17 protein-coding genes are annotated in these 18,944 nt (G+C 31.1%); all 17 read right to left on the reverse strand.

Translation table 11 applies throughout. The annotated features are described in order from the left end of the window. Positions 1-2 precede the first annotated feature (2 nt). The 17 genes from GXK57_RS21470 to ftsA all read right to left on the reverse strand — a co-directional run bounded on the left by GXK57_RS21470 (position 3) and on the right by ftsA (position 18,784). Positions 3-1,337 (reverse strand): DUF512 domain-containing protein, encoded by a 1,335-nt coding sequence (locus GXK57_RS21470; protein WP_160680076.1) that lies wholly within the window; start codon positions 1,335-1,337, stop codon positions 3-5. A 443-nt stretch (positions 1,338-1,780) separates the two neighbouring features. Further along, the gene (gene phoU, locus GXK57_RS21475; RefSeq protein ID WP_128214445.1) at positions 1,781-2,437 is read right to left on the reverse strand and encodes a phosphate signaling complex protein PhoU; all 657 of its coding nucleotides are present in this window, start codon (positions 2,435-2,437) and stop codon (positions 1,781-1,783) included. A gap of 22 nt (positions 2,438-2,459) precedes the next feature. Next, a complete protein-coding gene (gene pstB, locus GXK57_RS21480) occupies positions 2,460-3,209 on the reverse strand; it encodes a phosphate ABC transporter ATP-binding protein PstB (protein WP_160680077.1) in 750 nt (249 codons plus the stop codon). Positions 3,210-3,220: 11 nt separating this feature from the next. Further along, entirely contained in the window at positions 3,221-4,120 is a 900-nt protein-coding gene (gene pstA, locus GXK57_RS21485) for a phosphate ABC transporter permease PstA (protein ID WP_160680078.1), read from the reverse strand. Further along, on the reverse strand, positions 4,120-5,010 hold the full coding sequence (gene pstC / locus GXK57_RS21490; RefSeq protein WP_160680079.1) for a phosphate ABC transporter permease subunit PstC: 891 nt from the start codon (positions 5,008-5,010) through the stop codon (positions 4,120-4,122). Before pstC ends, pstA begins: the two co-directional genes overlap by 1 nt. A gap of 149 nt (positions 5,011-5,159) precedes the next feature. Further along, positions 5,160-6,074: a phosphate ABC transporter substrate-binding protein gene (locus tag GXK57_RS21495; RefSeq protein WP_160680080.1), complete on the reverse strand. Its 915-nt coding sequence runs from the start codon at positions 6,072-6,074 to the stop codon at positions 5,160-5,162. 168 nt (positions 6,075-6,242) lie between these two features. Continuing rightward, positions 6,243-8,243 (reverse strand): methyl-accepting chemotaxis protein, encoded by a 2,001-nt coding sequence (locus GXK57_RS21500; protein ID WP_160680081.1) that lies wholly within the window; start codon positions 8,241-8,243, stop codon positions 6,243-6,245. Positions 8,244-8,620: 377 nt separating this feature from the next. Next, on the reverse strand, positions 8,621-10,324 hold the full coding sequence (locus tag GXK57_RS21505; RefSeq protein ID WP_160680082.1) for a HAMP domain-containing sensor histidine kinase: 1,704 nt from the start codon (positions 10,322-10,324) through the stop codon (positions 8,621-8,623). A gap of 3 nt (positions 10,325-10,327) precedes the next feature. Beyond that, positions 10,328-11,026 carry a response regulator transcription factor gene (locus tag GXK57_RS21510; RefSeq protein ID WP_128214452.1) on the reverse strand — a complete coding sequence of 233 codons (699 nt, stop codon included), beginning with the start codon at positions 11,024-11,026 and terminating at the stop codon, positions 10,328-10,330. Positions 11,027-11,038: 12 nt separating this feature from the next. Then, a complete protein-coding gene (gene pgeF / locus GXK57_RS21515) occupies positions 11,039-11,764 on the reverse strand; it encodes a peptidoglycan editing factor PgeF (RefSeq protein WP_160680083.1) in 726 nt (241 codons plus the stop codon). 508 nt (positions 11,765-12,272) lie between these two features. Then, positions 12,273-12,746 (reverse strand): transcriptional regulator NrdR, encoded by a 474-nt coding sequence (nrdR, locus tag GXK57_RS21520; RefSeq protein WP_128216053.1) that lies wholly within the window; start codon positions 12,744-12,746, stop codon positions 12,273-12,275. A gap of 144 nt (positions 12,747-12,890) precedes the next feature. Then, the gene (locus GXK57_RS21525) at positions 12,891-13,151 is read right to left on the reverse strand and encodes a YlmC/YmxH family sporulation protein (RefSeq protein ID WP_160680084.1); all 261 of its coding nucleotides are present in this window, start codon (positions 13,149-13,151) and stop codon (positions 12,891-12,893) included. A gap of 151 nt (positions 13,152-13,302) precedes the next feature. Beyond that, positions 13,303-14,076, reverse strand: a complete 774-nt coding sequence (gene sigG / locus GXK57_RS21530; protein ID WP_160680085.1) for an RNA polymerase sporulation sigma factor SigG — start codon at positions 14,074-14,076, stop codon at positions 13,303-13,305. A 319-nt stretch (positions 14,077-14,395) separates the two neighbouring features. Next, positions 14,396-15,103, reverse strand: coding sequence for an RNA polymerase sporulation sigma factor SigE (gene sigE, locus GXK57_RS21535; protein WP_128214456.1), 708 nt, complete (start codon positions 15,101-15,103; stop codon positions 14,396-14,398). Between the two features lie 15 nt (positions 15,104-15,118). Further along, the gene (locus GXK57_RS21540; RefSeq protein ID WP_160680086.1) at positions 15,119-15,925 is read right to left on the reverse strand and encodes a sigma-E processing peptidase SpoIIGA; all 807 of its coding nucleotides are present in this window, start codon (positions 15,923-15,925) and stop codon (positions 15,119-15,121) included. Between the two features lie 506 nt (positions 15,926-16,431). After that, positions 16,432-17,535 (reverse strand): cell division protein FtsZ, encoded by a 1,104-nt coding sequence (ftsZ, locus tag GXK57_RS21545; protein WP_160680087.1) that lies wholly within the window; start codon positions 17,533-17,535, stop codon positions 16,432-16,434. 13 nt (positions 17,536-17,548) lie between these two features. Further along, positions 17,549-18,784 (reverse strand): cell division protein FtsA, encoded by a 1,236-nt coding sequence (gene ftsA / locus GXK57_RS21550; protein ID WP_160680088.1) that lies wholly within the window; start codon positions 18,782-18,784, stop codon positions 17,549-17,551. Positions 18,785-18,944: the final 160 nt, after the last annotated feature.

The following is an 18,944-nucleotide window of genomic DNA, read 5'->3' on the forward strand; positions in this document are numbered from 1 at the left end:
GTTTATTCCTCCTCACAATATGCGTTTATAATTTCTATCAAGTCTTCTCCAGTGTAATCACATACAATGACCTTCACATCTAACTGCTCTTCAACATCTTTTATCCTTAGATCATCAAGCATTATCTTATCTTCTACGCTTCCCAATTCATAACCTTTTCTGAACATATTGTCAGCCATCAGGAGATATGGGGCCTTAAGATCGTCTTTTAGCTGATTTATAATATCTTTACCAGTTAAAAGTCCATTTACTGTAATAGTTTCTCCAAAGAAATGATTTATAACTTTATAAACATCAATTTTTATATTTTTATTTTTATTCATAATGCTATCTGCTACTTTTTTCACTTCATCATAGGCAGAAACGCCTGTAGCAATAGCGAAATGGCCTGTTATATTATCCTTTAGCTCTGTAATATCTCTAGAAATAGTATTTCTAAGCATTCTTATTACACCCACACCATCTTCTATCTGATGATATCCATCATAAAAGTCTTCCTGTGGTATCTCGTAATCACTTAAAACATAGAACTCATCAGAAAGTCTCACAAAAGGTGTTCCTATCTCTTTTACAAATCTATCTTGCAGTTCTTCTACCATTTCTATTTCTTTTCTTGCACTGTCTCCATCAAAAATATCAAGCTTTGCAAGTCCTTCTCTATGCTTAGTTATTCCAATAGGAACAGCAGCTACATTCTGAATAGATGGATATAAGGCATAAAGGTCTAATATGGTCTTCTTTAGCTCTTCTCCGTTATTAATACCAGGTACAACAACTATTTGAGCATTCATCTCTATACCTGCTTCAGAAAGCTTTTTAAGCCTATCATAGACGTTTCCTGCAAATCTATTGTTAAGCATCTTAACTCTAAGTTCTGGGTTAGTTGTGTGCACAGACACGTTAATAGGGCTTATTCTATACCTTATGATTCTATCAATATCGCAGTCTTTCATATTTGTTAAGGTTACAAAGTTACCTTGAAGAAATGAAAGCCTTGAGTCATCATCCTTAAAATATAAAGTATCTCTCATGCCATTAGGTAATTGATCTATAAAACAGAATATGCATTTATTAGAACAGCTTTTAGCTTTATCCATTATAGAAGCCTCAAACTCCACGCCTAAGTCTTCATCATATTCCTTTTCTATCTCATAAACCCAAACTTCACCGTCTGGTTTTTCTACTTCTACGTCTAAATATTCTTCCGCCATTAAAAACTTGTAGTCTATAATATCATTAACTTCTGTTTCATTTATTGAAATAAGATAATCTCCAACTTCAATTCCTAATTCTTCTGCAATTCCACCAGGAAGAATCTTTACAATTTTGTTTTTCATTTTATTCACTCCTGAAAAATACTTCAATATGTAATATACCCTATTCGACTTTAGTAGTCAACAATTAACGGTGTTAGCTTGATTTTATATAGTTAAATAATAGTATTAAATAAAATGTTTATACTTTCCTTCACCGTAAAAAAGTAGCTTAAGCGATATTTTTAAACGAAACTTTTTTCCACATCTGCCTTTTCTCAAAGTTTGTAAAGAAATTCTTGCAGGCGACATAATTTTATTTTTTACTATTTACACTAAATTGCTGTACTAAGCACTTGATTTTAGTAGTTTTAGCTATCAAAGAATTTTATACTTTGCTCAACAGTAAAAAATAGCTTGAATCCTTAATGATTTCAAGCTATCTTTATATCTAATATTATTAACATATTAAATAAAATCTCATTCATTCTCTAGTTGATTACATCTACTTTATTATAATACTCTATTTATTCATTTAAGTCTACAAAGTTTCCAGTGACAAGATAGATAGTCCATTCACAAATATTGGTAACGTGATCAGCTATTCTTTCTAAGTACTTGCATACAAATAATAATTGACTTGCTTGAGCTACTGTTTCATGATGATCGTCCATATATGCTAATAGTTCTGTGAATATCTTTTTATAAATAGCATCTACTTCATCATCCATCTTACATATTTCGTATGCTCTATCTGAATCCCCTTCTATATATGCGTCAATAGATAGTTTAATCATTTCTTGTACAACTGTTGCTATCTTAGGTATATCTATTAACTTCTTAATATACTTTTCGTCCTTCAGTCTTCGTGTTATCTTAGCTATATCAACCGCATGGTCAGCCATTCTCTCAAGATCTGTAACTATCTTAGTAGTAGTAAATATATTTCTTAAATCTTTAGCTAAAGGCTGTTCTCTACCTATAAGTTTTATACACTTATCTTCAATCTCTCTTTGAAGATCATCTACTAGATCATCACCTTTTATTATCTTCTCTGCTAGTTCCACATCTTGGTTTACCAAAGACTCAACCGAACCGTGTATTTGTTTTTCCACTATACTACCCATTTTTACTAAATCATCGTGCAATAGTTGTAAACCATAATCGAAAGATGTTCTTGTCATTTATATCACCTCATAAAGTTTTTTAACCGAATCTACCTGTTATATAATCTTCTGTTCTCTTGTCCCTTGGTTTGTAGAATATATCATCTGTTTTTCCATACTCTACTACTTCTCCAGTTAAGAAAAATGCTGTGTTGTCAGCTATTCTTCCAGCTTGCTGCATATTATGAGTAACTATTATAACAGTATATGTCTTTTTTAGTGTATCCATTAATTCTTCTATTTTATTCGTTGAGATAGGATCAAGGGCAGAAGTTGGTTCATCCATTAAAAGAACTTCTGGTTCTACTGCCAAGGTTCTAGCAATACAAAGTCTTTGCTGCTGCCCCCCTGATAACCCTAGTGCACTCTTTTTCAGTCTATCCTTTACCTCATCCCATAGGGCTGCACCTTTAAGACTCTTCTCTATTATCTCATCTAGCTTAGCCTTATTTTTTATACCATGTATCCTTGGGCCATAAGCTATGTTATCATAAATAGACATAGGAAATGGATTAGGCTTTTGGAACACCATTCCTACCCTCTTTCTCAAATCTATTTCGTCATAATCACTATATATATTTTTCCCTTCGAACAGAACTTCTCCTTCAATCCTAACTGAATCTATTAGATCATTCATTCTATTCAAAGTTCTTAAAAATGTTGACTTACCACAGCCTGAAGGTCCTATAAGCGCTGTAACTGAATTTTGATCTATATCAAGGCTTATATCCTTAAGCGCATGAGTGCTTCCATAATATAAATTTAACTTATTCGTTGAAATTATTGACATGTTATATCCTCCTACTTACCACTATAAGACTTATAAAGTGCATTTCCCACTATTCTAGAAATTATGTTAAACAATAATACCATTATTATAAGTACTGCTGAAGCGCCATTGGCTATTGCAGTAGCATCTGGAACTGATCCCTCTGATTTTAGCTTCCATATATGAACTGCAAGGGTTTCTGCTGGTCTAAATAAATCAAAAGCTGACAATTTATCTGCAGAACTCATACCGAAAAGCGAAAATCTATTAAACTTAAATAAAGGAGCACTCATTCCAGCTGTATATAAGAATGCAGCTGCTTCACCAAATATTCTACCTGCAGCTAAAATTATACCGGTTAATATCTGAGGCATAGCATATGGAAGCGTAATCTTTCTTATTGTTTGAAACTTTGTAGCTCCAAGTCCAATACTTGCTTCTTTAACTTTTTTAGATGCTTCCCTTATAGCATTTTCACTTACTCTAGTCATAGATGGTAAATTTAATATACTAACTGACAAAGCACCAGCTAAAACAGAGTATTTCCATCCTAAAAGAGTAACAAAAACTAAAAGTCCAAAAAGACCAACAACTATTGATGGAAGCGAAGACATAGTTTCTATACATAGTCTTAGGAAGTTTACAAATTTTCCTTGTCCTGCGTACTCAGAAAGGTAAATTCCTGCTCCAAGTCCTATAGGAACGGTTATAATAAGAGATACGATTAACATGTAAAAGGAGTTAAACAGTTGAGGCCCTATACCTCCTCCAGCTTCTCCGCTTTTTGACTTACCAAATAAGAAGTCAATACTTATCTTTCCAGCACCTTTATATATAATATACAATAAGAAGGCTGCTAGAAGCAAAACAATTGATAAAGAGATTACATATAATATGGTAGTTGCTATCTTATCTACGGTTTTTGCCTTCATTATGCCTCACCTCTATTTCCGATTTTTCTAACAATAACTATAAATATAAATGATATTATCAATAATATTAAAGCTAATGACCATAGAGCATCATTCCAAGCTGAACCAAAGGCAGTATTTGCCATATCCATAGTAAGAACACTTGTTAAGGTTGTAGTAGACTTTAATAGACTGCTTGGTAACTTTAAGGTGTTACCTATTACCATTTGTACTGCTAGTGCCTCTCCAAAGGCTCTGGCAAGCCCAAGAACAATACCTGTAAGTATTCCTCCTTTTGCAGCTGGTACAACAACCTTATAAATTGTCTGCCATCTTGTAGAACCTAGTCCATAAGCAGCTTCAATATAGTCCTGTGGTATAGTCTTTATTGCATCGGAAGCTAAAGATGCTATAGTAGGCAAAACCATAACGCTCAAAACTAAAATACCGGCTAGAAGGCTGGATCCATCTCCTCCAAAACTATTTCTTATTATTGGTACAAGTACGCTTAACCCAATCCAACCATAAACTACAGAAGGAATTCCAACAAATAATTCTAAAGCTGGTTGAAGTAACTTCTTACCGTATTTAGTCGATATCATATTCATAAAAATTGCAAGTGATATAGCTATAGGGGTACTAACAATTACTGCTCCTATAGAAACAGCTGTAGATCCTAATATAAGTGTTAAAGCACCAAATCTTGGCACATCCGAATTTGGAGACCAATCTGTGCTAAATAAAAATTTAAAAACTGAGTATCCATCTTTTGTAAACGTAGAAATTCCCTTTGAAGCTATAAAAAATATAATGGATAGAGTCAAAACCACTATAAATAGTCCACAGCATACCGCAAAGCCTCTGCCTATATATTCAGATCTCATTTTTTGCCAAAAACTTCTTTTCTCCATAACTCTTCCCTCATAATATTTATTTAAATTTGTATATTTTTAAGCCAAAAACTTATTACAAAGAAACCAATATTCACACAAAACTGTAACTTTTCTTTTTAAACGCCTTAAGACTGGCAATAAGCCAGCCTTAAAAGTCATTACCTTGACTATTGAACCTTCATTTCTCCAACTGTTATAAATCCAAGATCACTAGCTGTCTTCTTGTTGTCATCGCTCATAACATAATCTATATATGCTTTAGCTAAATCCTTTGCTTCTCCTTTTGTATACATATGTTCCCATGACCAGAATATATATTTTCCAGAAGTTATGTTTTCTTTTGTTGGTTCAACACCATCAATTGCTATTGTCTTTAATGACTTCTTAGCTTCAGCATCTAGCAAGTATGAAAGAGCAACATAGCTGATTGATCCCTTTGTGCTTTCTAGAGCTGTCTTAACTGAACCATTGGCATCTTGAGTAACACCAATCTTATCATTTTCAAGATCTTTCTTCTTATCTAAAACTGTCTTTATGAAAGTTGCTCTTGTTCCTGAAGAAGCTGGTCTATGAACAACTGTTATTGGAAGATCAGTTTTTTGATCTATATCCTTCCAGTTTGTAATCTTTCCTGAGAATATATCTGCTATCTGAGCTTTTGTTAATGAAGTTACTGGAACATCCTTACTTACTGTTAAAGCAAAACCTATAGCTGCAACCTTATGATCTACTAATTGACTAGCTTCTTCTGGTTTTAACTTTTCTTCAGCAGTAACGTCTGAGTTACCTATTTCAACAGCACCTTGTAGTACTTGAGTTAATCCTGTTCCACTTCCTCCACCTTGTACATTTATTACTGCATCTTTATTTTTAGCTGTGAAGTTTGCTCCTGCTTTATCTGCTAATGGTTGAAGTGCAGTTGATCCAGATAAAGTTATTGATCCTGCAACAGTAGTTTCTTTCTTTGTATCATTACTAGAACTTGACTTATCATCGCTCTTTGAAGCGCATCCTACAAATGATGCTGTAACCATTGTTAAGGCTAAAGCTATTACACCAAATTTTAAACTTCTTTTATTCATATTTGATAACCTCCAAATTTTATTTACTATTTTTTCTTAGTTGTTATTTATTTACCTTACATATCAAATTATAGTTTCCTTAAGTTAAGTAAGTATTAGCTGTTTGTTAAGTAATAATATATAAATGTAAATTTATTTTAACAAACCTCATAAATTATATAATTCTGATTAATCAATTTTGAAGTTTGATATAGAGCCTTGAAGATTAGATACTGTGTGATTCATAGAGTTTTTTATTTCGTCCAACATTGCAGAATCCTCATACTGTTTGTTAACGGAAGCTGATACCTCTTCAATTCCTTTGTTAAATTCCTCAAAAGTAGTGTTAACATCTGATAATCTTTTATTCATTTCATTCTTTTCACTATTGATTGTAGTTATATTTGAATTAACTTCCTGAATATAACCTATAATCTTGTCTGTGCTCTTTATTATTGTGTTAAATTTATCTACACTTACATTTAATACATCCACTTGCAAATTAAAAAATTTATTTAGTTCTTCCATACTTTCAGATGTCTCATTTATATTATTATTGATAACTTTTATAAGATTATTTATAGATTTCATTTCATTTTCAATGGAATTAGAAAGCTTACCTATCTCTTCTGCTACAACAGAGAAACTTTTCCCAAACTCCCCAGCCTTTGCTGCTTCTATAGATGCATTCAACGAAAGAATATTAGTTTGATTTGAAATATTAGTTACTCCTTTTGCGATAGTATTTATACTATTTAAATTTGTTATGAGTTTTTTTATACTGTCATTTATAGCATTAAAGTTTTTACCAGCGCTATTTCCTATATCTCTAAGTTCATAGATTGACTCCATTCCCTCACTGTTAACAGTTCTTATTGAATTAGCATGCTTAAACATCTTTTCGGACTTAACATTTATGGCATTTAATTTTTCCTCATACCTTTCAAAGCCTTCAATGCACCATTTAATTGCTTCATCTATGTTTTTAGTCTCATCAACCATAACTTGTGATGACTCTTTAATAAAAGTCATGCCTTCGTGATTCTCATTTTGAACAACTGAAAAGCATTCATTTATATTTAAGAGATCATTAGCAGAACCTTTTATTTCATTTATTAATATTTTTATGTTTCCTATCATTAAGTCAAAATTCCTAGATAAATCTCCAAGTTCATCCTTACTATTGACTTCACTTAAAACTGTGAGATCACCTTCTGATATCTGTTTTGTATTACTTGTTAGTCTTTTCAGAGGTTTTAGAACTGAGCTTATCATAACTAGAATCAAAGGAATTAAAATAGCTTGTTCAACTATTCCAAATACTATTAGTAGTTTACCCATATAGGTTGAAGCCTCAAGGATTTCGCTTTTATCAGCTGTAAGCACAACCATCATCTTAAGTTCTGGTATAGTAAGCGTCTCAGCTACCATTGACTTTCCATTTTCCTCATAGGCCTTAACATCACTGTTGCTCTTAGTTATGTATTGAGAATCTTTTAACAGATTTGCTATTTCCTTTATCATTATAGGCTTGTTTATTTTATGTAAATCAGGATGATATACTAATTTCTTTGAACTATCTATCATAAATACATAGCCTGTATTTAAGAATTTAAAACTATTAAATCTTTCAGAAAAATAGCTACTATCCAGTACTTTTCCTACCGCTCCTACGATTGTGCCATATTGATCTTCTACCGGTACTAAAAAATAAACAATAAACTTACCTGTTATTACTGAACTTTCTACAGAGCCTATTCCTTCTTTACCTCCTGTGGTATCTTTAAAATAGCTTTTAGAGGCCAATGATAGACCTGTATATTGATCATTAGAACTTGCTTTTATTACTCCATTTTTGTCAGTAACAAAAATTGCTTCATCATAGCTTGAAGAAACCTTCTTTAGTCTATCACTTAGATTCTTTTGCTTCTCTTCACTTAAGTTATTGCTATAGTAGTCCCCAACTATACTCTCCTTACTTACACTTTTTAAATTTTCAATCTGATATGCAATGGAAGACCTAAAGCTATTACCTATCTCACTAGTTATGATTTTCATATTGTCATAATTGGATTTCATTATCTTATTGCTTTCAATCCTATAGATGCAGAAATTTGTGACTACGGTGAATAATATAAGGAAAAGACTAATAGCTGTTACTATTTTGATTGATATCTTCCTCTTTTTCATGAAAATACTCCCCTTTAAGTTTTAATTAATTATTCTTTTGTCTTTTAAGCATTGTGCAGATGAACTACTTCATAATGAAATTTATATTTTCAAATTCTCCTCTCATAAACCAAAGTACTTTTGACAATAGCTTCTGAATAGAAGTGGTTCATCTTTAATTAGCTTTTAGGCTCAATAGTACAATCTACATTTTACATAAATAATATTAAGCACCGATTAATTTTTATTAAGCTAATATGAAGCTATGTTAAGTATAGGTAAAATAATGTAATCTTGGATTTTAGTACTTAAAGTTTCACTTATACAATTTGTGAGTGAACAACAAAAAAGCACATAAAAAGCTAACCTGTAAGCTTTTTATGTGCTCCCTACTCTAATTATTCTCTTATACCTTTTAACTTAATAGTAAACTTTGTTCCTATACCAAGCTGACTATCTACATCAATGGTTCCATTAAAGGTTTTTATTATATGCTTTACTATTGCAAGCCCAAGCCCTGTACCGCCTTTAGATCTTGATCTTGCTTTATCAACCCTATAGAATCTTTCAAATAACCTATTAATATCCTTCTTAGGAATTCCTATACCAGTATCTTCTACAGTATAAGTAACCACCTCGTCTTTATTTTTTGAAGTTATTAACACCGTATCTCCTTCTTCAGAGTACTTTATAGCATTATCTATAAGATTTATCATCATCTGCTTAAATCTATCAGGATCACCTAATAAATCAAGCTTATTTTTCAAATCCACTGTAAGATTTATATTTTTCTTTTCAGCTTCTATCCTCATAAGAGTATAAACATCTTCTATTATCCTATCACCATTAAACCTCTTCTTAATACATTCTATATTTTGTTCAATGTTTGATAATGTAAGAATGTCGTTGATAAGTCTTGTTAGTCTTTCAGCCTCTTCGTTTATAATATTTAGGAATTTCTCTCTATTTGCCTCATCTTCTACATACTTAAGAGTTTCTGCAAACCCCTTAATTGATGTAAGAGGTGTTTTTAACTCATGAGATACATTAGCAACGAACTGTGACCTCATATTCTCAAGCTTCTTTATATCTGTAATATCCTGAACCACAGCAACGGTTCCAATGTGTTCGGTACCATTTATGATCTCAGCAGTTCTTATTCTCAGCTCTTTCTCTTCTGGCCATATGATTTTGATTTCCTTATAGGTATCTGCATTCTCGAAAACATTGTCAAATTCAAAATCTCTTATATGGTCCATAAGGGTTTCACCAATAATATCCTTATCGATACCGAAAATCTTTTTTGCATATGGATTTATCATTATGACCTTATGAAGTCTATCCACTGCTATAACCCCACTATCCATACTCTTAAGAATAGCTTCAAGCCTGTTTTGCTTATCAATCAACTCATCCATTGTAGACTCCAGCTTATCCGCCATCTCATTAAAGGTCATACCTAGACTTCCAAGTTCATCTATTGAGCTTACCCTTACTCTACGATCAAGCTCGCCTCTAGCTATCCTAGCAGTTATAAATTCCAATTCTTTTACAGGATCAACTATAAATCTTGTAAGTTTGAGAGATAATACTACGGATAAAATCAATACAAAAACTAAGGTTACTATATAGTATTTAATATTCTTGTCTTGAAATATCTTAACATTATCTAAAGGAATAGAAGTTCTTACAATACTTCCATCATTAAGCTTAGTAGCATAATACACCAAGTTTTTATTTAAACTTTTACTGTATCTAACACTGGAGCCCTCCCCGGTTTTTATTGCTGCTGCTATCTCCACTCTAGTAAGGTGATTGTCTAGATCCTCCAACCTTTTATCAGTATCAAATTCTACTACACCGGTTTTGCTTATATAGGTAAATCTTATTTCTCTATCTAAGGCTTTTACTTGATTTAACTTGCTTATCTTATCTGAATCATTACTTAATATTAACGTAGCCAGTAAATCATTATAATGCTTCAAATTTGCTTTTGAATTTTCCAAATACTGATAATTGGATATAGCAATAAATGAAGATGTTACTACAACTAATGAAAATATTATTGTAATAATTACTGAAAACATTATTTTTTTCTTCATATTTTATTCCCCACTAGAAAATCTATATCCTATTCCTCTTATTGTCTCTATATATCTAGGATTTTTATCATCATCTTCGATTTTCTTTCTAAGATGTCTTATATGAACATCAACAGTTCTTGTTTCTCCAATGTATTCATATCCCCAAATCTTATCTAAAAGCATGTCTCTAGTAAGTACCTTCCCTCTATTTTGAACCAAAGTTTCCAAAAGTTCAAATTCCTTTAAAGTCAAGTCGATTTTTTCACCATTTCTTAATACATCATGTTTTAAAAAGTCAATAGTTAGATTGCCTAGATTAAAGGATTTTTCAAAGGATGGAGTACTCACCGTTCTTCTTAGTACAGCTTTTACTCTTGCTACAAGTTCTCTGATAGAAAATGGTTTTGTTATATAATCATCTGCGCCTAATTCTAGCCCCAGTATCTTATCTAACTCTTCACCCTTTGCTGTAGTCATTATTATTGGAATATTAGCAGTTAAAGAGTCTCTTCTTATTTCCTTGCAAACATCAAATCCATCTAACCCTGGAAGCATTAAATCTAGAAGTACTAGACGTGGATGTTCTGATTTTGCCAGCTTTATTGCATCTATACCGTTGTATGCAGTTATTATTTTATACCCTGCATTCTCTAAGTTGAATTTTATTAGTTCAACTATATGTTCTTCATCATCCACTATAAGAATTTTTTCATCAGCCATAATGTTCCTCCATTATTTAAAATAAATATAGGTAAACATTCTTCCTGAATGCTCCCCGTCTTTTCTATAAGAATGTAGCTTAACTTTTTTCTCACATAAGGTGCATAGATTACTTTTTAATATATTAGTTTTATCAACTCCTATGTTAATTAATTGTGCTTCTATACACTTTTCAAGACTTAAATATCTGCCGCTATTTATATTTTTATCTGAATATAATTTCTCTGCTTTAAATTTATCTATAAGCTCTTTACTAACCTCATAACAGCACTGTTTAATGTGAGGTCCTATGAAGACTTTAATGGATTCAACTGTGCACTGAAAATCATTTATCATGGTCTCAACGGTCTTCATAACTATAGAATTATAGGTTCCCTTCCAACCACTATGAACAGCTGCAATAACTTTCTTATTAATATCATATATTAATACTGGAACACAATCTGCAGTAAAAACTCCAATTAATGTGTCACCACAAGAAGTTATTAGTGCATCACCTTCAATCAGACCACTTAATTCTGTACTATCATCAGCAATAATGATCTTGTCACTATGGATCTGCTTAAGATAGGAAATTTTATTTATTCCTAAGCTTTCTTTAAGAAGTTTTAAGTTACCTTTTCCTTCTTCTGTATCAAACTTAAAATTTGTATTATTTAAGGCAGTAGTTACTCCCATCTTAATAAATGAATCTTCATGAATCATAACTTCTAGATTATTTAACATTACTCTATTCATAAATCAGTTCCTTTTCATTATTATATTAATATGTACAAAACTCTTTACATAAGATTGTTAAAGTATCAGGTGAGTAAGCATACTGTTTTAAAGTCACACTTTAACAACACAAATATTTAAATAATATCCCTATATTTAAACTTAACATTTATACAATTATAATTTTAACATTAACATTACATAAATCAAACAAAAGCAAAGTTATTTTAACTAACTTTAACTAACATTTAACAGTTAACTAACAATGTTTTACATATATACGTAATAATTTTACTGACAATATGTTCTTCTATAAACTTACATCGATAACTAATGGTGTATTTTAAGGTTATATCACAGATTATGCAGACTTTTTTATGCATCTGACTTTCCTAAAGGTATGCTAAGAAATTGTAGAAGCTGATTAAGTTTTCTTTTTTACTGTAGATGCTAATAACTGTTCTACCTGTTTCACATTACTAGTCTTAGATAGAAAAAATTTTATATTTTTTTATACAGTTAAAAAGAACTACTTTTTATGTAGTTCTTCTGACAATCCCATTAAATTTTTTATTTCTTCCATAAATGTATTTATATCTTTAAACTGTCTATATACTGATGCAAATCTAACATAGGATACCTCATCAATATTCTTCAATCTATCCATTACCATCTCACCTATGTAGTCAGTGCTGACTTCAGTAAGCATCTTATTGCTTATAGTCTTTTCTATATCATCAGCTATGTCTTCTATTTGCCTTCTTGATACTGGCCTTTTCTGACATGCCTTTATTAAGCCATTTATTAACTTTTCTTTGTTAAAGTTTTCTCTGGTAGAATCCTTCTTTATAACCAAAGTTGGAATGTCTTCAACCTTCTCATAAGTAGTATATCTTTTACCACATTTTAAGCATTCCCTTCTACGTCTGATAGCAGTATAGTCTTCAGTTGATCTTGAATCTACAACCTTACTTTCTTCGTATGAGCAGTATGGACATCTCAAATTTTTCACGTCCTTTCCTAAACGCAACTGTCTTAATCTACTTAGCATGATTCCTTAAACTAATTTTCCACTTATACATTAATTTATAGAAAAACTTGTAATACTTATAATTAATTATATTATACACATTAATTAATAATTTTTCTACATATCCGATACTGTTTTTTCTTTACTATCAACCAATATAACATCTACACCTATCTTTACAACATCTTCCCATGGAATTTCTAGCATGTCCATTTTTCCAAACCAGTTATTCTTCTGAACCGGTATAAGTATAGATACTATCCGGCTTTCATCACAATCAATTTTTAAATCTCTTATATACCCTAGTTTGGCACCAAGATTTATATCAACTACCTCCATCACCCTCAAATTGTTTAATGAATGCATATTTAACTCCATCTTACATCCCTCCATATAAAAATATATGAAATAGTCTTTAATAAAATGATTAGTATGTAAAAAAACATCAAAGAAGCAAATAATTTTACACTACTAGTGTTGTAGACTATATAAGAGCTTTTTAACAGTAAAAATAGAGCTCAAACGAGCTCTAAACATATTTTCTCATATGCTTCAATGCAGTTTTCTCTAATCTTGATACCTGTGCTTGTGATATTCCTATCTCATCAGCTACTTCCATTTGAGTTCTTCCATTAAAAAATCTAAGTGTAAGTATTAGCTTTTCTCTATCATTTAGCTTTTTCATAGCTTCCTTTATAGATATATTCTCTAACCAATTATCGTCTTGATTCTTACTATCTGAGATTTGATCCATTACGAAAATGGCATCCCCTCCATCATGATAAATTGGTTCGAATAAGGAAACCGGATCTTGTATAGCATCTAAAGCAAACACTACTTCTTCTCTAGGTATTTTTAATTCTTTTGCTATCTGAGATATTGTAGGCTCTTTATTATTATCATTAACTAGTTTATCTCTTACAAGTAATGCTCTATATGCTATATCCCTTAATGATCTGCTTACTCTTATAGCATTATTATCTCTCAAATAACGTCTTATCTCACCTATTATCATTGGGACTGCATATGTAGAAAACTTTACGTTTTGAGATAAATCAAAGTTATCTATAGCTTTCATCAAACCAATACAACCTACCTGAAACAAATCATCTACATTTTCGCCTCTATTGTTAAATCTTTGAATAACACTTAAAACTAATCTTAGATTTCCATTAATAAATTTCTCTCTAGCGCCATTTTGGCCTTCTTTCATCTGAAGGAGTAATGCCTTCATCTCTTTTTCCCTCAATACAGGAAGTTTAGAGGTATTGACCCCGCATATTTCGACTTTATTGATTATCATGTGTAATCAACCCCTTATTAGTAATAAAAACTACTGCATTAAAAATTATTTCCTATGGGGGCTTTTTTTATACGATTGTAATAATTTATAATCAAGTCAAAACAGCTGTGATTTAACCAAGAATTGCTATAATACTAAGATTGCAGACTTATAAAAATAAAAAAACTTTTTTATTTTTATAAATCTATGTTTTAAGCTAACTATTCTATGCACTAAGAAAAGTTAAACCAAAGATGTACCACTTCAATCCAAAATCTATTTTCAAAACTCCTCTGGTTTCTGAGAGGAGAATTTGAAAATATAAAGTGATATATCTATGTTACACCATCCTATTAATTTCCTTCTTAAGCCTTTTAATTATCTTCTTTTCAAGCCTAGAAATATAGGACTGTGAAATCCCCAACATATCTGCAACTTCTTTTTGAGTTTTTTCTCTTGCACCATAAAGCCCAAATCTTAACTTTACAATTTCTTTTTCTCTTTCACTTAAGTTTTTCATTGCCATAAAAAGTAGTTGTTTATCAACCTCATCTTCAATAAGATTATATACAATATCATTGTCAGTACCTAAAATATCAGATAGAAGAAGCTCATTTCCATCCCAATCAATATTTAGAGGTTCATAAAAAGAAATCTCTGCTTTTACTTTACTATTACGCCTTAAATACATAAGTATTTCATTCTCAATACATCTAGATGCATATGTAGCTAGTTTTATCTTCTTTTCAGGATTGAAGGTATTAACAGCCTTTATAAGTCCTATAGTACCAACTGAGATTAAATCTTCTACCCCAACTCCCGTATTTTCAAATTTTCTTGCTATATACACTACTAACCTAAGATTTCTTTCAATAAGTATACTTCTTATTGAATTGTCTCCAGCAATAAGTTTAAGAACTAGGTTTTCCTCTTCTTCTTTAGTCAATGGTGGTGGAAGTGCATCATTCCCCCCAACATAATATATATTTTTTACAAACAACTTCATTTTAGTTAAAACTCTGTTAATCAAAACGCTAATATTAATCATGCAAATAACACCCCTCTATAATACTCCTCTAGATAATAGCGCACCATAATCATCATATGGACTAAACTGATCCTTACATAAGCATATAACTGCATCCTTAGTGGAAAGTAGTTTGTTATCCTTATATAACCTTACTTGATTTATTCTAAAGCCTTCTAAACTGCCCTTACCTCCGTTTATAACCTTATATGGTACAACAAAGGAATTCTTACCTTCTTCATTAAAGCCTTCTAAATAATTTTTGTTAATAAGTATTACTGGCAAGGTAGTAGCTGGCTCTGTAAGCTCATTTCCAGAATCTAAAAATGCTTTTATCCTATAATCGTTACAATTATCTGAGAATTCAATTTCATAAAAGAAATCAGTTATTATCTTTCTATCCCTAATAAAAATTATGGCTCTATAAGCAAAAACATAAATAATCATAAAGGCAATCAGCATATACTTTAAATAGATATTAGTAAGCTTAAAAGCTGAAGAAAAATCGTATGGATTATTCATAAGTGAAAAGGCAAATATCAAGCCACAAAGTAGAACTGACCAAAGAAGAAAAATCCCCGTACTTTTTATTAAAACTGATACTCTGAATTTCCCTAAAGTTATATACAACATAATTAAAGGAAATACTAATCTAACAGGCAAAGAAACAGCCAAACTTAGTCTAGGAAAAAAATACAATAGTGTATAGAAGGCACCTACAATACTTCCTAACGCTGCTCTAGTAAACGAAAATTTAACTCTTATAGTCTGGAAAGTTACTGTAATGAGAAATAGATTGATTATAAAATTTTCAACTAAGATCACATCTACATATACCTTCATAAACTCACTCCTCAAAAACATTATAAAACTAAGTTTTCTAAAATTTTGTCATAATGTAATGACTAGCAATTTTTTTTATATGGTCATATTTTACAATTTATTCCATATACTTTGTTGTTTTTTATTTTTCAAATGACTCACAGTATCATTAAGAAACATCAGTTCTTTCACAAATCCAATTTTTTAGAGATTTTCTTTGATAATCCCAACTTTTTTCAGGTCTATTAAAGAATCATGGCATAAGCCATATTTTTTTGATAAATATCGTATTATATGTTTTTTAGTCATATGAGTTATAACATATAGTCATATGGGCCATAATTTTTCATCATGTTTTATGAGGGCCTTTGGGTACTTTAGCATTCATGGTTCATTCATAAAAAATAAAAAAATAAGACATGCAAACGCATGTCTTATTTAAGTATTTCTTTATTATGTATCTACATTACTTAAGTTCTATAAATAGATCACTAAAAGAAACTCTCAAAACTAATTATATATATCTATTATCTTTTTGTTCTTCTTAAAAACGCTGGTATATCTAGCTCATCACCAAAACTCTGAGTGTTAGTAACTGTTGCTGCTGCTTCTTCCTTTGAAGTAGTTGCTTCAGCTACAGTTGCAGTATCTTCTTTTGGAGGTTCAACATCTCTAGAAATCTTTTCGAAACCTGTAGCGATAACAGTAATTCTTATTTCATCCTTTAGATTTTCATCTATTACAGCACCAAATATAATATTTGCATCTGGATCTGCAGCTTCTTGAACAATTTCAGCAGCTTCATTAATTTCTAACAAACCTAAATCTGCTCCACCAGTAACATTTAATAATACTCCTGTAGCACCTACTATAGAAGTTTCAAGAAGAGGTGATGATATGGCTTGTTTTGCAGCCTCTTGAGCTCTATTGTCACCACTACCATGACCTACACCCATATGAGCTAATCCTTTATCCACCATTACAGCTCTAACGTCTGCAAAGTCTAAGTTAACTAAACCAGGTATTGTTATTAAGTCAGATATACCTTGTACACCTTGTCTTAAAACATCATCTGCTAACTTGAAAGAATCTAACAATGTAGTTTTCTTATCTACCATAGTAAGTAGTCTTTCATTAGGTATAGTTACAAGAGTATCAACTCTTTGCTTCAGGCTTTCTATACCCATTTCAGCATGTTTCATTCTTCTTCTTCCTTCAAAAGGGAAAGGTTTTGTTACTACACCTACTGTAAGTATACCCATAGACTTAGCGATTTCTGCAACTACTGGAGCTGCTCCTGTTCCTGTTCCACCACCCATTCCAGCAGTGATAAATACCATGTCTGAACCCTTTATAGATTCAGCTATCTCGTCCTTACTTTCCTCAGCAGCCTTTTTTCCTATTTCAGGGTTTGCACCTGCTCCTAAGCCCTTAGTTAGCTTCTCACCAATTTGAATTTTTTGGTTTGCATGAGAAAGCATAAGCGCTTGCTTATCAGTATTTATTGTTATAAACTCAACATTTTTTAATCCTTCAACAATCATTCTATTTACAGCGTTGCTTCCGCCACCGCCACAACCAACTACCTTTATATTTGCAAATTCTTGCATATCAACATCAAAATCTAACAAAATAATTCCTCCTTTAGAAAAAATCGTCAATTAATCTTTTAAAATTACGAATAAGTCCACTTTTCTTTTTTTTATTATTAATTTCATCATCATGGTTTGCATTACTTTCATTGTTCAATGGATGCTCATAGATTAATTTTAACCTATCAGAGGCATCTTTCACAATACCAATTGAATTAATTATACAAGAATTTTGTAATTCAAGTTGATTTTTTGTCACAATAACTGTTTTTTTACGCATCCTGTCTTCAAAAAAATATTTTACATCTTGGAACATAGAAAGTCCATTTCCAAAAACATATATATTACTAATTTCGTCCAGATACCCTGATTCCTTTATATCTTTATAAATTAATGTAACAATTTCATCAATTCTTGACTCAACTACATCCTTAAACAGCTTTATATCTATACCTAGAGTATTATCTTTAAGAGTTCCTATACTATGCTCTCTATATAAAGTCTTGTACTTTTCACTAAAGCTATATTTTACTACTTCTGCTTGATCCTCAGGAACTTGTAAGCATATAGAAATATCTTTTGTAATATTATACCCACCTACAGGTAAACTTACCATATAGCTTAGCTCATTCCCTTTATAGAATGTGATTTCAGTTGTATCTGATCCTGAGTCTACTATAAGAATTCCCTCATCTTTAGTCTTCTTATTTAAAATTATCTTTCTTAGTTCCAAGCTATTAATGTATATACCCTCTATTTCTAATCCTGAAAGGCTAAATGCATTCCTGTAGCTATTTATTAATTCTCTCTTACCAACAACAATAGCACAATTTACCTGTAGCTTTGATGCTTTCATAGCTAGAGGGTCTTCAACAATAACATTATCGTCTATCAAAAAAGATTCTGGTACAACATCAACAATAATCTCATCAGTATCCAATTTTATATTTTGAGCATCGGATAATGCTTCTTTTACCTCTGAAGGAGTTATTATATTTAGCCTAGAATCCATTACAGACAGGCCTTTACTTCTCACGAGCCTCGTACCAAAAGAACTTATACCTATAAAAACTGATTTAAAATCTATGTTAGTATCCTTTTTAATCTGATCAATACAATCTTTCAAACTTTCAGTCAAATGATTTAAGTTTACAACTTTACCTTTAGATAGACCTTTTGATGGAACAAATATACTGCTTATTACCTCAAAGTCATCTCCATTTACTTTAGCAACACTTGCACTTATATTATCGTTTCCAATATCAATACCTACGATTGTCCTTTGCATTTATCTTCCGTCTTCCCTCCTTAGTATAGGTTTCTATTTATTTATTCAACACAAATATATATTTTCCTTTTTATCTCATAAAAAAAAATAGTAGTAAATTATGGCAAGGGTTTTTTAATGTTAATTTATCCCTTATATAGTAAAAAAACTCTGCAGCCGC

Origin of the sequence: Clostridium sp. C8-1-8 (genome assembly GCF_009928445.1) — a bacterium.
Classification (GTDB): domain Bacteria; phylum Bacillota; class Clostridia; order Clostridiales; family Clostridiaceae; genus Clostridium_AR.